The 15,331-nt window shown below is 63.3% G+C and carries 21 protein-coding genes; 18 read left to right on the top strand and 3 right to left on the bottom strand.

Annotation, left to right across the window (positions count from 1 at the left end; genetic code table 11):
* Nucleotides 1-17: 17 nt before the first annotated feature.
* From J2D75_RS12365 to J2D75_RS12355, 3 genes are all read right to left on the bottom strand, one after another.
* The gene (locus J2D75_RS12365) at nt 18-530 is read right to left on the bottom strand and encodes a hypothetical protein (protein WP_207855124.1); all 513 of its coding nucleotides are present in this window, start codon (nt 528-530) and stop codon (nt 18-20) included.
* A gap of 159 nt (nt 531-689) precedes the next feature.
* The gene (locus J2D75_RS12360; RefSeq protein ID WP_207855123.1) at nt 690-989 is read right to left on the bottom strand and encodes a hypothetical protein; all 300 of its coding nucleotides are present in this window, start codon (nt 987-989) and stop codon (nt 690-692) included.
* A 96-nt stretch (nt 990-1,085) separates the two neighbouring features.
* Nucleotides 1,086-1,943, bottom strand: coding sequence for a S24 family peptidase (locus J2D75_RS12355; protein WP_207855122.1), 858 nt, complete (start codon nt 1,941-1,943; stop codon nt 1,086-1,088).
* Nucleotides 1,944-2,093: 150 nt separating this feature from the next.
* On the opposite strand from J2D75_RS12355, the gene J2D75_RS12350 reads away from it, so the two are divergent.
* The 18 genes from J2D75_RS12350 (at nt 2,094) to J2D75_RS14575 (ending at nt 15,330) form a co-directional block, all read left to right on the top strand.
* The gene (locus tag J2D75_RS12350) at nt 2,094-2,906 is read left to right on the top strand and encodes a DUF1376 domain-containing protein (protein WP_207855121.1); all 813 of its coding nucleotides are present in this window, start codon (nt 2,094-2,096) and stop codon (nt 2,904-2,906) included.
* On the top strand, nt 2,906-3,460 hold the full coding sequence (locus tag J2D75_RS12345; protein WP_207855120.1) for a hypothetical protein: 555 nt from the start codon (nt 2,906-2,908) through the stop codon (nt 3,458-3,460). Before J2D75_RS12350 ends, J2D75_RS12345 begins: the two co-directional genes overlap by 1 nt.
* A 2-nt stretch (nt 3,461-3,462) precedes the next feature.
* Entirely contained in the window at nt 3,463-4,017 is a 555-nt protein-coding gene (locus tag J2D75_RS12340; RefSeq protein WP_243428733.1) for a hypothetical protein, read from the top strand.
* A 148-nt stretch (nt 4,018-4,165) separates the two neighbouring features.
* Nucleotides 4,166-4,708 (top strand): hypothetical protein, encoded by a 543-nt coding sequence (locus J2D75_RS12335; RefSeq protein WP_207855119.1) that lies wholly within the window; start codon nt 4,166-4,168, stop codon nt 4,706-4,708.
* Nucleotides 4,614-5,162 carry a terminase small subunit-like protein gene (locus tag J2D75_RS12330; RefSeq protein ID WP_207855118.1) on the top strand — a complete coding sequence of 183 codons (549 nt, stop codon included), beginning with the start codon at nt 4,614-4,616 and terminating at the stop codon, nt 5,160-5,162. Before J2D75_RS12335 ends, J2D75_RS12330 begins: the two co-directional genes overlap by 95 nt.
* Complete coding sequence (locus J2D75_RS12325; protein WP_207855117.1) at nt 5,159-6,424, top strand: PBSX family phage terminase large subunit; 1,266 nt, start codon at nt 5,159-5,161, stop codon at nt 6,422-6,424. Before J2D75_RS12330 ends, J2D75_RS12325 begins: the two co-directional genes overlap by 4 nt.
* A gap of 2 nt (nt 6,425-6,426) precedes the next feature.
* Nucleotides 6,427-8,094, top strand: a complete 1,668-nt coding sequence (locus tag J2D75_RS12320; RefSeq protein WP_207855116.1) for a phage portal protein — start codon at nt 6,427-6,429, stop codon at nt 8,092-8,094.
* 14 nt (nt 8,095-8,108) lie between these two features.
* The gene (locus J2D75_RS12315) at nt 8,109-9,437 is read left to right on the top strand and encodes a DUF2213 domain-containing protein (protein ID WP_207855115.1); all 1,329 of its coding nucleotides are present in this window, start codon (nt 8,109-8,111) and stop codon (nt 9,435-9,437) included.
* Between the two features lie 12 nt (nt 9,438-9,449).
* A complete protein-coding gene (locus tag J2D75_RS12310; RefSeq protein ID WP_207855114.1) occupies nt 9,450-9,953 on the top strand; it encodes a structural cement protein Gp24 in 504 nt (167 codons plus the stop codon).
* 5 nt (nt 9,954-9,958) lie between these two features.
* Complete coding sequence (locus J2D75_RS12305) at nt 9,959-11,020, top strand: DUF2184 domain-containing protein (RefSeq protein ID WP_207855113.1); 1,062 nt, start codon at nt 9,959-9,961, stop codon at nt 11,018-11,020.
* 61 nt (nt 11,021-11,081) lie between these two features.
* A complete protein-coding gene (locus J2D75_RS12300; protein WP_207855112.1) occupies nt 11,082-11,522 on the top strand; it encodes a hypothetical protein in 441 nt (146 codons plus the stop codon).
* On the top strand, nt 11,522-11,968 hold the full coding sequence (locus J2D75_RS12295; protein ID WP_207855111.1) for a DUF4054 domain-containing protein: 447 nt from the start codon (nt 11,522-11,524) through the stop codon (nt 11,966-11,968). The genes J2D75_RS12300 and J2D75_RS12295 overlap by 1 nt, the downstream gene beginning before the upstream one ends.
* On the top strand, nt 11,959-12,360 hold the full coding sequence (locus tag J2D75_RS12290; protein ID WP_207855110.1) for a hypothetical protein: 402 nt from the start codon (nt 11,959-11,961) through the stop codon (nt 12,358-12,360). Before J2D75_RS12295 ends, J2D75_RS12290 begins: the two co-directional genes overlap by 10 nt.
* A complete protein-coding gene (locus J2D75_RS12285; protein WP_207855109.1) occupies nt 12,315-12,905 on the top strand; it encodes a phage neck terminator protein in 591 nt (196 codons plus the stop codon). The genes J2D75_RS12290 and J2D75_RS12285 overlap by 46 nt, the downstream gene beginning before the upstream one ends.
* A 4-nt stretch (nt 12,906-12,909) precedes the next feature.
* Entirely contained in the window at nt 12,910-14,301 is a 1,392-nt protein-coding gene (locus J2D75_RS12280; RefSeq protein ID WP_207855108.1) for a DUF3383 family protein, read from the top strand.
* Between the two features lie 2 nt (nt 14,302-14,303).
* Nucleotides 14,304-14,738: a phage tail fiber protein gene (locus tag J2D75_RS12275; protein WP_207855107.1), complete on the top strand. Its 435-nt coding sequence runs from the start codon at nt 14,304-14,306 to the stop codon at nt 14,736-14,738.
* Nucleotides 14,738-15,199, top strand: coding sequence for a hypothetical protein (locus J2D75_RS12270; RefSeq protein ID WP_207855106.1), 462 nt, complete (start codon nt 14,738-14,740; stop codon nt 15,197-15,199). Before J2D75_RS12275 ends, J2D75_RS12270 begins: the two co-directional genes overlap by 1 nt.
* A complete protein-coding gene (locus J2D75_RS14575; protein ID WP_265783035.1) occupies nt 15,196-15,330 on the top strand; it encodes a hypothetical protein in 135 nt (44 codons plus the stop codon). The genes J2D75_RS12270 and J2D75_RS14575 overlap by 4 nt, the downstream gene beginning before the upstream one ends.
* Nucleotide 15,331: the final 1 nt, after the last annotated feature.

Genomic DNA, 15,331 nt, shown 5'->3' with positions numbered 1-15,331 from the left:
AATATCCCTTGCGGTTTTTACCGGGTGGGCGGGCAGGCGCGGTTAGGCTGGATGCGTGTTTCACCCGGAGCGGATTCAACCATGACAGCACGACCGGGTGCGAACTCGCAGGCGCGACCGACCTGAGCGGAGTTGAAGGTCTGGTTGTTCTGCTCATAGGTCAGCGACACGCCTTCAACCAGTGTCTGGCTTGCTACGAGCGAGCCAGCGCCCACACCAGCGGCAGCCCCGCCAACGCCACCCAGTGCGCCCAGCCCGGCTGAGCCGCCAACGCCCGCCCCAAGCCCGGCGCCAAGGCCCGCACCCAGAATGCCGCCAACGATCTGGGCGGTCTGGCGGTTACGGGCGTTGCTCACCTGCACCTTGGCAGGCAGGACAGCCAGAATGGTTACAACCTTTGCAAGCTGGCGCTGGTTGACCTGAGAGGCGGTATAGGTGTCGGCCCGGTTTTCTTCACCGGGGGTGGTGCAGGCTGCCAGAGACAGGGCCGAGGCCAGCAGAACGCCGATTTTTGCAGAGGTTTTGATCATGGTCGATCCTTGGATCATAAGAATAGTGTCTCATGCTTTTAGAGCATGTTTCTGGCCTTGAAAATAATAAGTGTTTGTAGATTCACAAGTCGGATCAGCAGTCCGGCTTGTGAATGTGATTTTTGACCTATTGAAGACAAATTAATGGGTTATGAACATTTACAGGAATTCGTTTTCATTACGGCATCGGGCCTGCGCACTGGTAGAGTACCGCTCGTGCAGATCGCGGACAGCCTGCACCAGTTCCCCTATATTTTCATCGCAGAATACGGTCTGCATGGCGGCGAGGGGCCGATCGGTAAACAGGGGCCAGTCCAGCGCGTCGCGTGCGGTTTGCAGGGCCAGAATGGCGCGCTCGTAACGGTCTATTTCACCGGCCATGAGGGGTGGCAGGGCCACAAGGCTGAACAGCCCGTCAGCCACGGCGGCGGCGTAGGGGCGGGCGGGGTGTGTGTTCATGCGGTCTGTCCCTCCCTTGCGCTGGAACCGTCATGAATGTGTGCGTCAAAACCGCACAAAACGCAAGTCAAAACCCCCGCATGGGGGAATGAGGGCTTATTTCCATGTCCATTTGCCGACAACCCGACCGTTGATGCTGATTTCATCCAGCGTCAGCTCATAGGTGGAATAGGCGGGATTGATGCTCATAATCCGCACGCGGCGGGGTTCTTCCATGCCGGGCAGCAGCTCAAGGCGCTTGAGCACGAGGCCGAATCCATCCCACAGCACATACACCCCCGGCGGCGAGGGTGCGCGGTGGGCCGTATCTACCAGCACGCGGTCTCCGGCCTGATAATCCGGCTCCATGCTGTCGCCTGCCACGCGCACAATGGCCAGCGTTTCGGGCGATTCGGCAAAGGCGCTGATATAGCCGCGCGGCAGGCTCCAGTGTTCCACGGGGCGCAGGCCGTCCTGTGGGGCGCACAGCACGGGCACGGTGCCCGGCCCGGCAGAGGTCAGCACATCGTATTCCGGTATGCGAACCTGCCTTGGCGCGGTGTCCGCGGCGGGGTCTTCCTCGGAGGGGGGGGGCGTGGGCAGGCTACCGCTGGCCATCCCGCGCGGGAAGCCGGGCTGCCGTGCTGGACGCCTGTCCGCGAACCCGGTTGGCAGTGCGGGGGCGGTCTGCCCGTTCTGGGCCAGATTCATGCCCAGAACCGCTTCGCCCGTGGTCAGCCCGGCCAGATTCCAGATTTCAGCAGTAGTGATGGGCGGCTCTCCCCGCCCGCTCAGCAGCGGTACCATCAGCTTGACCATGGCCAGTGGCAGCTCCTCCTTTTTGTAGGAGGTTTCATACGTGCGGTAAGAGGAGAACTTGTCTCCATATCCCAGCGCGCGTGCGAAATCGCGGATTGTATAGCCCGCGCGTTCGCGCAGGGCTTTCAGCCTGTCCGTAATGCGAATTCTGCTCATGCGGTATTGTGTGTGAAAAAGGTACATGTGTCAGTGCGGAAAAACCGCTTGATCGTTGTGCGTTATTAAGGCACATATCGTGCGGTAATATCGCACGAGACTGACGCCATCCCCCACCGGGAGGCGCGTCCGTAACCGCAAGGCTCCGTAATGATCCACCTCCCCGCCTGTGAAGCGCCGCACCCCACGGCGTTGCTGAGTGCGCCTGTTCACCCCTCTGTTCCGGCCACAGCCCCGCTAACCCCACCAGAATCCGATCTGCGGGGCTTGCCTTTCATGCCGCTCGATACGGTCAGGCTGCTTGATAGTGATCTGTTCGCCCTCAGCACGGGTGACGAGTTCAAATGTGCCGTGGCGCTGTGGTGCAAGGCATGGCAGCAGGTGCCAGCAGGCAGCCTGCCTGATCATGATCGGGTGCTGGCGCATCTGTCCGGGGCGGGGGTGGGCTGGCCGGGTGTGCGGGGTATGGCCCTGCATGGGTGGGTGCTTTGTACGGATGGTCGCCTGTATCACCCTGTTCTGGCGGAAAAAGCCAATCACGCATGGAAAGCCCGGCAGGCCCAGCGTGCGCGCGCCAATCGCCGCTGGCACCCGCAGGAGGCGGCTCAGGCTACGGCGGCAGGTGGTGCCACGGCATATGCAAGAGAGAGTACAGGGGAGAGTACAAAGGACAGTACGGGCCAACGCGGCACGCGGCTTGCGCCCACATGGCAACCCGATGCCACCTTGCTGGCATTTGCCAGCACACTCGGGCTGGATGCGCAGGGTGTGGCGGAGCGTTTTCGTGACTACTGGCTGGCGGTGCCGGGTACGCGCGGGCGCAAGGCGGACTGGGGGGCGACATGGCGCAACTGGTGCCGGCGTGAACATGCGGGCCGCCCCCCCGCGCATACCAACCGGCCACCGCACCCGCTGGAAGAACAGGCCGCCCGGCTACTCCGGCGCACGGCGGGAGAAGGGTAATGGCGGATTCTTTCAGCCAGATGCTCTTTGTTGGGGGGCAGGCCTGTGCGCCGGGGCCGGAACTGGCGCACGAACTGGCCTGTTTTCGCCCCGGCGGGTTTGCGCCGCCAGCAAGCCTTGAGCCAGAAGCCCGCGCCCTGCTCGCCCGGCTGGATCAGGCGCTGCACCCCCTGCCGGAAGCCACGCTGCGGGCGCGCCTGCGTAATCTGGCGGAAATCGTCAATGCGGGGGTGGCCAATCCATTGCCGGGTGCCGCGCTGGATATGCGCTGCGCTGCTCTGTGGGTGGCCTGTGCGCCATTGCCCGCTGTGGTGTGGGAGGGCGCTGTGGAGCGTGAGGCGTTGCGTGCGTTTCGGTTTTTTCCTTCGGTGGCGGAGCTAACGGCGTTTTTGCAGGCCCGGAGTGCGCCAGCACGCTGTCTGGTGGCGCGGCTTGGCCTGCTGCTGGCGGATATGGAGCGCCGGGCGCGCGCGCACCAGCGGCAGGCCCGGCGTGAAGCGGCGTGGCATGCCGCCCGCCCCGGTCTTTTAAACAGTTCTGAAAAGAGAGCGTGAGCATGTCTCGTATTTCCTCATCCCCTTCTCCCGCGCGTGGCGCTACAGCTCCCGTGCCGCTTTCTCCTACGCCTGAGCGTCTGGCGCGCTCTGTGTTTACCGGCAGTGCGCCCCTGCGGGTGCTGAACACCGTTCAGGCGCTGCTCAATGCGGGCGATATAGGGCAGGATGCGGCCAATGCCGCAGAACGCTGGTACAGAGACTGGATGTTCGCCCGCGAAGGCGTGGCCGATTATGCGCCAGCCGCGCAGGCGGCGTCTGTTACCCGGCATGATGCGGTGTCGTGGCAACTGGTGCGGGGCAGGGCTTCTGCACGGCTGGCGGATGTGCGGGCGGCTCTGGGTGGCTGTGGCGAGGTGCGGCTCTGTCTGATGATGGTGCGTGAAATGTCTTTTGCTCAAATGGGAAAAACCCTGTTTCCGCATCTGTCCGAGGCGCGCGCCCGGCTGAAGGTTTCTGCCCAGTGCGCGATGGTTCTGGAGCAGCTTGATTCTTTTTATGCCACGGCACGAAATCGGCATGGGTCGGAAAAATCGTCTTTTGAAAAGGAATTTTGAAAAAATATAAATAGTCCTCTTGCCAGCCGCGCTCGGGTTCGATAGGTATATTTCTACATTGGAATTTCTGCGCCAGCCAGCCGCCCTCGGGCGGCTTTTTTTATGCCCTGCCCCCTATGGTTGGTCTGGCGCATTTCTCGGAAAAAACATGTTACAAACAGTAAAGTGCTCGGACATCGTGCGCCTTCGGCGTGCTATGGCCGTTTGTGTTGGTGTGCGGCATGATCATGTCATTCTGTGCTTTCTCGTACCGGATTCGGAAAATACACGACATCGTGCGGATGTATCGCTCTCTTTGTGTGAGAGTGCGGAGGCCGGTCTGCGGCCTGATCAGCGTGTGCGCTGTATCGGGCGGGTGCAGGTTGGGGCTTTTCAGGTGCAGGGGCGGATGCCTGCTGAAGCCATGCGGCGTATTCTTTCCATGCTTGAGCGTGAAAACACCTTTCAGGCAAAGGAACAGTCCGGTTCTTTTGTGCACATCCCACGCATGACATCCGTGCGTGGGGGCATTGTGGCATGGCACGCACAGCCAGCGCCCCCCATGCGAGAGGGCGGGGTGCGTGTTTTCCGCCGGACAGGACAGGAATGGGCGGAGCATGAGCAGACAGGATATGGACAGGCCGGACGCAGGCAGGGCAGGCGGGCAGGAGGCGGACACCGCGCCGCCCAGCCCGAAACCCTGCCCGCCTGATCCGGCACTGACCGCCGCGCAATGGCGGCTGGTGCTCAGCCTGACAGAAGAAGGGTGCAGCCTGCGCGAGATAGCCGAACGGCCCGATATGCCCGACTGGCAGGTTCTGCGCCGGTCTGTGCGGGGCAGCGGTGCGCGGGCGGCAGGGTTTGCCCGTGCGCGCATGCTGGCGGCCGAGGCTTTCGAGGACAGGCTCATCAAGGAGCTTGAAACCATAAAGGGCGAGGACACCGCCGCCATGCGCCTGCGTATAGACACGCTCAAATGGCTCATGGCCCGCCGTGCTCCCGCCCGTTATGGCGAAAAGGCAGATGAGGCCGATACCCGCCCCGAACGCCCCGCGACAGTGCGGCGGGTTATCATAGACCCAGCCCCCCTGACCGCTGGTTCCCTCACCGCGCGAACCCCCACGCCGGAGGGGCCAAGCACACCGCAGCCTGCGCCACCACCATGAAAGACCGGCGGTTGCAACGTGCCTTGCGCACACTGGATATGCCAACCGCGCGGGTGTTTGCACCTTTGCTGGGGCCGTGCCGTTACAAGGGCGCTTATGGCGGGCGGGGTTCGGGCAAGTCGCATTTTTTTGGCGAATGCGTGGTGGAGGAACATCTGCGCCTGCCGGGGCATAGGAGCGTGTGTATCCGCGAGGTGCAGAAATCCATGGAGCAGTCGTCACGGCGGCTCATTCTGGACAAGATCGCCCGATACGGGCTGGAGCCGTGGTTTGACGTGCAGGAGCGCGCCATTCGTACACCGGGCGATGGCCTCATTATTTTTCAGGGCATGCATGGCCATACCGCAGACAGTATCAAATCGCTTGAAGGGTTTGACCGGGCATGGGTGGAGGAAGCCCAGAACCTGTCCGCCCAGAGCTGGCGTTTGCTGCGCCCGACGCTGCGCAAGAAGGATTCGGAAATATGGGCAAGCTGGAACCCGGTTTTTGAACATGACCCGGTGGATCAGTTCTTTCGGGGGGCGGGGAGTGGGCGGGCGGATCTGGTGGCTGTGCGGGCGAACTGGGCCGATAATCCGTGGTTTGGCGAAGGCGCTTTGCCGCGTGAGCGCGAGGCAGATGCCGCCGCCCGCCCGGATGACTACGCCCATGTATGGGAAGGTGCTTACCGCACCCGCTCCGATGCGCTGGTTTTTTCCGGTATGGTGGAAGTGCGGGCCTTTTCCACACCAGATACGATCCGGCCCTATTATGGTGTTGACTGGGGTTTTTCAAAAGACCCTCTGGCGGCATTGCGCTGCTGGAGAGCGCAGGATGTGCTGTATATCGATTATGAGGCAGGCGGCGTTGGCATAGAGCTTGATGCCATTCCCGCCGTGCTGGACACCATACCCGGTGCGCGCCAGTGGCCGTGGCGGGCGGATGGCGCACGGCCTGAAACCATCAGTTTTCTGGCGCGCAGGCATGGTTTCAGAATAACGGCCGCGCGCAAATGGCCCGGCAGCGTGGAGGACGGCATTGCTCGCCTGCGCGCATTCCAGCGCATTGTGGTGCATCCGCGCTGCGTGCGCGTGGTCGCCGAGTTTCATAGCTATGCCTACCGGGTTGATCCAGCCACGGAGGATGTCCTGCCCGTGGTGGAGGACGCCAATAACCACTGGATGGATGCCCTGCGCTACGCGCTGGACGGGCTTATTCATAACCGGCGCACGCTACCGCGTTTTACGGCGGGGACAGTGCGCCAGATCATGAAAATGGACTGAGCATGACAAAGGGTTTTTGGCACCGTATCGCGGCGTGGTGCGCGTTTGCTCCAGCACCCCTGCCAGCATCGCAGGAGCAGGCCGAGGGCGCACAGGCCCGCGTGCAGCATGCTCCAAAGGGAGGCGGGGAGCGGTGGCGTGCGGTCGCACCCGAGCCGGGGGCGGAGGCCGCCGCCTTGTTCGCACCCTACCAACCGCCAGCCAGTGTGCGGGGGGCGGGGGCCGTTCTGGCTCAGGACAGCGTAACACCCGCTCTATGGGGCCACGGCGGTGCGGGTCTGGCTTGGGGCAATGGCCTGCTGGCCGAAGGGCTGACTTTTCGAGGATACCCCGCGCTCGCGGCCATGATGCTGCGGGCGGAGTTTCGTAAACCGGTTGAAATTATCGCGCGCGAAGCCACGCGGGAGTGGATACGCCTGCGGGTTATGGGGGCGCAGGAAGAGAACACGCCTGACACCACGCCTGACACCACGCCTGACACCACGCCTGACACCATGCCCGGCCCCATGCCAGCAGACCCGGCGGCACAGGCCGTCCCCCCACCTGCTTACCCGCGTGATGCCGCCCTGCGCCTGCGGGCGGTGGAACAGGCCTTTGCCCGGCTGGATGTGCGTGACCTCATGCGCCGTCTGGTGGTGCAGGCGTTGGGCTATGGTATGGGCCATGTCTGGATCGGGCTGAAAGGCTCTGCGGGCAACGAGGCGCTGCCGCTTTGCCTGACCAGCCACGGCGTAGGGTGTGGCCAGCTTGAACGGCTGGGGCTGATTGATCCGGTCTGGACAACGCCTGCCCAGTATAATGCGCTCAATCCACTTGCGGCGGATTATTACCGGCCAACAGGCTGGTGGGTGCAGGGTACGCAGGTTCATGCTTCGCGGCTGTTGAGCGTGGTGCCGTACGAAGTGCCCGACCTGCTCAAGCCCGCCTACAACTTTGGCGGGTTAGCCCTGCCGCAGATGCTTGAAGCCTCGGTACAGAACTTCCTGCGCACACGGCAGGCGGTGTCGGACATGATCGGCAATTACGCCACGCGCGTTTTGCGTACTGACATGGCGGGCGGCATGGCAGACCCCGATGGCGCACCGGAAATAGATGCACAGGGCATTACTGCGCGTCTGGCCGCCATGACAGCCTGGCAGAGCAGCAACGGCACGTTTGTGCTCGATCGCGAAACCGAGGATTTTTCTATCAGTTCGGCGTCTCTGAGCGGGCTTTCCGAGCTTCAGGCCCAGTCGCAGGAGTTCATGGCGGCAGTGCCGGGTATTCCGCTGGTCAAGCTGTTCGGGTTGCAGCCGCAGGGGCTTAATGCTTCGTCGGATGGAGAAATCCGGGTTTTTTATGATGAGATAGCCGCTTTTCAGCAGGCGCATATGGCGCCGGTTCTGCGGGCCATCCTGCGGCTGGTGCAGCTTGATCTGTGGGGCTGGGTCGATCCCGCGCTGGAGTTCGAGTTTGTGCCGCTTTGGCAGATGTCCGAACAGGAAAGTGCCGCCGTAGAGCGACAGAAAGCCGATATGGACGAGGTCAATATCCGCTCGGGCAAGATCACTCCGGCGGAAGCCCGCGCGCGTGAGGCGGCGGATGGCACAAGCCTGTACCGCACGCTGGGCCTGCGCGCCACCCATACCCCGCCCGACCCTGCGGGGCAGACCGCGCAAAAGGCAGGGTGATGAAAGACGAGTGCATGAATACGGATTTCTTTCTGGCCTATGACCGGGCAGGCTCAGTACGGCTGATTGATGAGGATGGCCGCCTGCGTGTGGCGGTTACCCCCATCAGCAAGGCGGCGGTCAACCGGTATTTCGGGCGTGAGATACCGGGGGCACAAGCCCTCGGCCTTGCACCGGACAGGAGCTACCGCCTGCTGCGTGCGCCGGATGAGCTTGAAAAAGCGGCTGACAGTTTCAACAGTATTCCGGTTCTGGCCGAGCATGTGCATGTTACGGCCCAGACCCCCCGCCCCGATCTGGTGGTGGGGGCAACCGGTACGGATGCGCGGTTTACCGACCCGTATCTGACCAATGCGCTGGTGCTCTGGAACGCGCAGGCCATAGAAGGCGTGCGTTCTGGAGAACAGCGTGAACTTTCCTGCGCTTATCGTTACGTGCCGGTTATGGAGCCGGGGGTCTGGCAAGGCCAGCCATACGATGGGCGCATGACCCAGATCCGCGGCAACCACGTCGCTCTTGTGCGCGCGGGGCGCGCCGGGCCGGACGTGCTGGTGGCGGACGCACAACCAAAGGAACATGGAATGGCATTTTCTCCATCGCGCGGCCTGTCCCGTCCGGGGGCAGGGGCCGACCTGAGCGGTGCCGGGCGCACTGGCCCGCTCCAGAGCGGGGTGGCGGGTAAACACCCCGGACAGGACGAGGCGGGTGCCACGCCCGCCGGTGCCTCTGCTGGGGGTGGGCAGGCTTCTGGCCCCGCTGCGTCTGGCGTTGTGGCGAGGGCTGACCCGCAGGGGGCTGGGGGCTGCACGGCGGCTGATCTTTTCGCCCGGCTGGGTGCGGCTCTGGCTTCTGGCGGGCTGGACATGGCGGCCGGGCCGCAGGCGCTGGCCGCATGGCTTGCTCCCTTTCTGGCTGGGAAGGCGCAGAGCCTGCACCCGGTGGCTACCGATACGCAGCAGACCGCAACACCGGGCACGGCACAGCAGGATACGGAGCAGGGGAGCGGGCCGGGCATGGCGCAGGATAGTGCCGTGCGCCGCGCGGTGGATGCCGCCCTGATGGCCGAACGCCAGCGCCAGCGTGATGTCAGCGCGGCTCTGGCGCTGGTGCGCCCGCTGGTGGGCGATGTGCTGGGCATGGACAGCGCCGAGGACATTCTGCGCTACGCCCTGCGGGAATGCGGGGTGCAGACCGAAGGGGTGAATATGGCCGGTTTGCGCGCACTGGTGGCAGGGCGCGCGGGCATGGGTGGTTTGGGCGATGGATCGGTAGGGGCGCAGGATGGGGCCAGCAGCGGTGATTTTACCGCCCGCTATGGCCTGCGTGCTCCACGTAAGTTTTAAGGAGAGCAGGACATGTCTTTTCCGAATTCTGTTAATTATGGCTGGCCCGCCGGTTTTCCGGGTGCATGGGCCACGGGTAACCCCCGTCGGTTGAAAGTCGCGGGGCCGAACGGCTTTCGCGCCGGGGTGGGTGGGGTCACGGTTGCAGCATTTGCCTGGGTGCAGACCGATGGCGTGAGCGTGCTCAATACCGGCACCGGTGCACCGGATGGCTTTGTGTGCCGCAGCCAGCAGGGTGTGTTCACCCAGTATTTGCAGGAAGCCAGCATGAGCGTGCCCGAAGGTTTCATGCTCGCTCTGGCGGAAGGGGGCGATGTGTTCGCCCTATCCACCACGCAGGCCACCAGTGGGCAGGCGGTTTATGCCGCGCTGGCAACCGGGGCTATCAGCACCGGTGCTGCCGGGGCCGCCCCGACCGGCACGGTGGAAACCGGCTGGGTGGTGGCGCGCGGTGGCGCTGCTGGTTCGCCCATTATTCTGTCTGGCCCGCTCTCGGCCACCACTTCAGGAAACTGAACGCAATGCGTGATATTTTCAGAAACGACGCCCAGTCCCTCGCACGGGACTGGGGTATTCATCTTGCCGGTGTGCGGGGCTATTTTTCTGAAATGGCTATGGATACGGCCCTGCCGTCCTACACCCCCACCACAGCGCCCAACAGTGCGGTGCCTGCGCTGTTCACCACCTATACCGACCCCGTGGTCATTCGCGCCCTGGTTACGCCCACCCGTTCCGAGGCCATTTATGGCAGCGCGAAAAAGGGCGACTGGACAACGGATACCGCGCAGTTTCCGGTTGTGGAACTGTCCGGCTATGCCTCGGCCTATGATGATTACAGCGCCATTGGCACGGCGGATGGCAATGCCAACTGGGTGCCGCGCCAGTCCTTTCATTTCCAGACATGGACACGCTGGGGTGAGCGCGAGGTCGAGCGCATGGGGGCGGCGAAAATTGACTGGGTAAACCAGAAGAACCTCGCCAGTGTCTCGGTTCTGAACAAGAACGCCAATGCCATTAACCTGTTCGGGCTTGAAGGGATGGAGCTGTTTGGCGCACTGAACGATCCTTCCCTGCCCGCCGCCATCGCGCCTGTGGCCAAGGTGGCCCCTTCAGGCAGTGCCGCACAGGGCAACACATGGGCCGATATTGCAGACCCCGTTCAGGTCTATGCCGATATTCTCAAGGCTTTTGGTGTTCTCAGCGCCCAGCTTGGTGGCAACCTGACGCTTGAAAGCCCGATGACGCTGGTGATCCCCACCGAGCGTCAGCAGTGCCTGCTCTATACCAACCAGTATCAGGTTTCGCTGGCTGATCTGCTCAAAAAGAACCTGCCCAATCTGGTGGTGGAAACCCTGCCCGAAGCAGGGACAACGCTGGCGGGTGGGCAGGCATCCACCACGCTCATGCAGCTTTTTGCCACTGAAATCGAAGGCCAGCGCAGCGTTACCACCGCCTTTACGGAAAAACTGCGCGCCCATGTGGTGGAGCAGTATTCTTCCAATTTCAGGCAGAAAAAGTCGCAGGGTACATGGGGCACCATCTGGTTCTATCCGCATGCCTGCGTGACCATGGCCGGTATCTGAATCGCGTATTCCGCTCAGGGTACACGCAAAACCTTTTTAACAGAACGGATGGTTTTCTATTATGGCTCATACTGCTTCATCTGCCCGGGGGGCGGAAACGGTTACGGTTGTCTGCCGCCTGCCTTCGGGGCTTGTGCTTGATCTGTACGACCCCGAAGACCTGCGCACCCGTGCGGGTTCTGTGGCGCCGGTTATGGCGCCGCCGGTGCCGCGTGCCAGTGTGCGGCTGGCCGGTGCGCGGCGCGATGCGCGGTTTCATGCCCGTGATAACCGCCTGCTTGGCCTTGGGGGCCATACGCAGGTGGATAAGGCGTTCTGGGATGCGTGGGTGGCGCAGAATCCCGGCTATCTGCCGCTTAAAAACGGTCTGGTGTTCGCACAGGCCCGTGCGGCGGATGCACAGGCCCGGCTGGCGGAGTGCGCCAGCCAGCGCACAGGGCTGGAAGGGCTTGACCCCAACGCCCTGCCGGGTGTGACCCCCGCCCATACGGCCCCAGGCTGATGGCCCCGACCCTGCCGGGGGGTGCGGGGGGCGTGGTGGTGTTCGACTATACCGCATGGGTCACGCGCTACCCGGCGCTGGCACAGGCCGTGGCGCAGGATCAGGCGCAGGCCTGTTTTGATCAGGCCACCCTGTATCTGGCCAATACCCCGGCCAGCCCCGTGCGCGATCTGGCGCGGCGTGCGGTGTTGCTGGGGCTGCTGGTGGCGCATATCGCCACACTGGAACTGCCGCAGGCACAGGGCGGACAGGCAGGGCTGGTGGGGCGGGTGGCATCCGCCACACAGGGGAGTGTGACGGTCAGCACCGCTTACGCAACTCTGGGTGAGCGTGCGGCATGGTTTGCCCAGACTGCCTATGGCGCGGCTTTCTGGGCGGCCACGCGTGGGCTGCGTCAGGCGCGTTATGTGCCGGATTCAAGGCGGAGGATACCGCCATGGGGCTGAACCTTTACGGGCTGGCTAGCCCGCTCTGCGCACAGGTGGCCCCACCACAGGCGGCCATTCTGCAAACCAGCACAGGCAGCACCATCAATGCGGATGGCAGTATTACACCGCTTTATACCGCAACGCCGGTGCAGATCATGGTACAGCCCCCCGGCCCACAAGACCTGCAATTGCAGGAAGGGCTGGGCCAGCAGGCTGACCTGAGGGTGGTGTACGTGAATGCCGCTGTACGCGCCCTGAGCCGCTCCTTGCAGACTGGCGGCGATATTCTGCAATTTTCAGGATCTGAATGGCTCGTAACCCGCTCGGTGGAAGACTGGGGGGGCGATGCCTCGGGAGAGAGCGAATGGGTGAAAGTGGTGGTGACACGCCAGCTCCCGGCCAGCGTGTAACAGCAGCGATACCGCTGGCAGGTCTGGTGGAAAGCCCGACCGAAACAGCGCTATGCGCCGCCCTGCGCGCCTGGCTGGTGGCGGTGCTGCCCGCCGGGGTGGGGGTTGTGGCCGGGCAGTCCAACCGGGTTGCCCCCCCACGGCCACCGTTTGCAACCCTGATGCTGACCGGGCGCGAGCGCCTGTCCAGCGGGGGGTGGCGCTATACCGCCACCACGCGTGAACTGGCTGTGCCAACCCAACTGGGCGTGCTGGTGCGCCTGTTCGGGGTGGGGGCGGGCGACATGGCGCAGCGGGTGATCGCCTTATGGCGGGATATGCAGGCGGTGGATTTCCTGTCCGCACAAGGGGTGGCGTTGTCCCCGCTGGATGTGGAGCATGCCCGCCAGAGCAGTTTTACCACCGCCGAACATCAGTACGAAAACTGCTGGGAAATAAGCCTGCTGGCACAGGTGACATTTACCCAGAGCATTCCACAGGATTTTGCAACAACCCTGCCGGTTCTGACAATCGGAACCGATGCAGCCTACCCGCCAGAGGAGTAAAACCATGGCAGGCATTCCCATTTCTTCAATTGTGCAGGTAACGCCGGGTGTACTGGTGGCCAGCGGCGGACTGGACGGGCTGACCGGGCTGGTGCTGACCCAGCAGACCGCCATCATACCCGCAGGCACCGTGCGGGCCTATGGCAGCGCGGCGGATGTCGGCACGGCGTTTGGCACGACTTCGAGCGAATATACCATGGCGCAGGTTTACTTCGCCGGGTACGATACCGCTGTTCTAACTCCCGCCAGCCTGCTGTTTGGCGGCTATGCCCCTGCGGCGTCCGGGGCTGCGGCCACGGCGAGTGTGACGGGCGGGGCGGTTTCGGCCATTACGCTTGAACAGGGCGGCAGCGGTTATGAAACCCCGCCCACCGTCAGTTTTTCAGGCGGTGGCGGCACCGGTGCTACAGCGAGTGTTACGGTTACAGGCGGAGTGGTGACGGGTATCACCCTGACTGATGGCGGCACGGGCTACACACAGGCCCCCACCATTACGCTGCAGGCGGCCAGCACCGATACGCCCGCCACGCGCATGGACACGCTGCGCCATGCCAGCGGGGTCTGGAGTGGCTTTGCTCCGGCTTTTGAACCCGCTCTGGAGGAAAAAAAGGCGCTCGCCACATGGGCGGGGGCGCAGGGCAGCACCCTGTGGGCGGTTATCTGGGATACAGACCCGCAGGCGGTAACACAGGGCAGTGCAACAGCCTTTGGTGTCTGGCTGTCGCAGCAAGCCCTTGAAGGGGTGTCGGCTGTGTATGGCGATGCGGCCAGTGCGGCGCTGTGTCTGGGGTGGATGGCCTCGCTGTCTTTTGGCACCCGTGCCGGGCGGCAGACTCTGGCCTTCATTCAGGATGCCTCGGGGCTGGTGACGCCGGGCGTTACGGATGGGGCGAGTGCCGCAACCCTGATTGCAAACGGCTATAATTTTTATGGTAGTTACGCCAGTGGCGGCAGCCTGTTTTCGTTTATGCGGCCGGGCAGCGTATCAGGCCGGTTTGCCTGGGCGGATAGTTTTGTCAATCAGATCTGGCTGAACGCCAGCCTGACACAGGCTCTGGTGACCCTGCTGCTCAATACCGGGCAGATTCCCTATAACACGGAGGGCGATACCCTTGTGAAAGCCGCCGTGCAGGACACCATCAGCAGTGCGCTGGCCTTTGGGGCCATCCAGCCCGGTGTCAGCCTGACAACCGCGCAGAAACAGCAGATCGCCAACGCGGCGGGTATTGCCGCAGCGGCGGATGCGGTGGGCGCACAGGGGTGGTATTTCCAGCCCGGTGTGTCCACGGCGGCGGCCTCTTACCGTGTGGCGCGCACAACGCCGCCCGCGCGGCTGTGGTACGCCGATGGGCAGAGCGTGCAGGCCATTCAGCTCAGCAGTGTCGAGGTGCAGTAAGCATGGCGTACGATATTACGGCGGCCAATGCCGTTTTTACCATTACCGTGGCGGGGCTGTACAATGCGCCTATCACGCTTCAGAACTTTGCCGCCGATCAGGCATGGGAAACGGCGGAGCTGAACTGCGCTGAAACCGAAATGTCGGTGGATGGCTACCTGAATACGGGCTGGACGCCTGCGCCGGTTGATCAGACCATCCATTTTTCGGCGGGCAGCGAAAGTGTTGTGGTGTTCGAGGCTATTATGGCCGCACAGCAGACGGCGCGTGCGCTGTTCCGGCTTGGGGGTGAGCTGACACTCACCGGCACGGGGCGGCGCTATACCATGACCAATGGCGTGTTGCGCTCTATGGCGGTCGTGCCCTCTGCGGGGCGGGTGCTGCATCCGCGCAGTTTCGCCATTCGCTGGCAGTCCGTCTGGCCTGCGGGTGTGTGATGGCGGTGCGGGAAGTCACGCTGAGCGTGCCTATGGAAGGCGCTGATTATAACAAGCGCTTTATCATAACCCGTATGTCCGCTTTCGAGGCGGATCGCTGGGGGCGGCATTGCCTCCAGGCTGCCTTACAATGTGGCATGGAGCTTGCGGATATTACCCCGCAGGATGGGCTGGCCGGGCTGGCGGCGGCAGGCATTGGCCTGTTCGGCGCGATGGAGCCAGAGCGGATGGACAGCCTGCTGGAGCGGCTGATGCGCTGTGTCAGCGTGCAGCCTGATCCGGCCAACCCGGCTCTGCGCCGTCCTTTGCATGAAAGCGATATTGAGGAAATTCCGACCGTAGGCTGGCTCCAGAAGGAAGCTTTTGCCCTGCACGTGGATTTTTTCAGGGGCGTCGGCCTGTTGTTCTCCCTTCCCGGTTATCCGGGCGGGGAGAGGGACAGCCCGCCGCCCGGTGCGTGAATGTAAGCGAAAGACTGGCGCTGGTTGTTTCAGAAGGGCTGGCAAGCCTGCATGACCTGCAAACCCTTTACGACAGCGAGGATTTTGAGATGCTTCTTGAAATGGCGCTGATCAGGCGATGGAACCGGTAAG

This window comes from Acetobacter suratthaniensis (assembly GCF_017377745.1).
GTDB classification, from domain to species: domain Bacteria; phylum Pseudomonadota; class Alphaproteobacteria; order Acetobacterales; family Acetobacteraceae; genus Acetobacter; species Acetobacter suratthaniensis.
The sequence above is the reverse complement of the archived record's forward strand: the minus strand, read 5'-3'. Positions and strand labels throughout refer to the sequence as shown.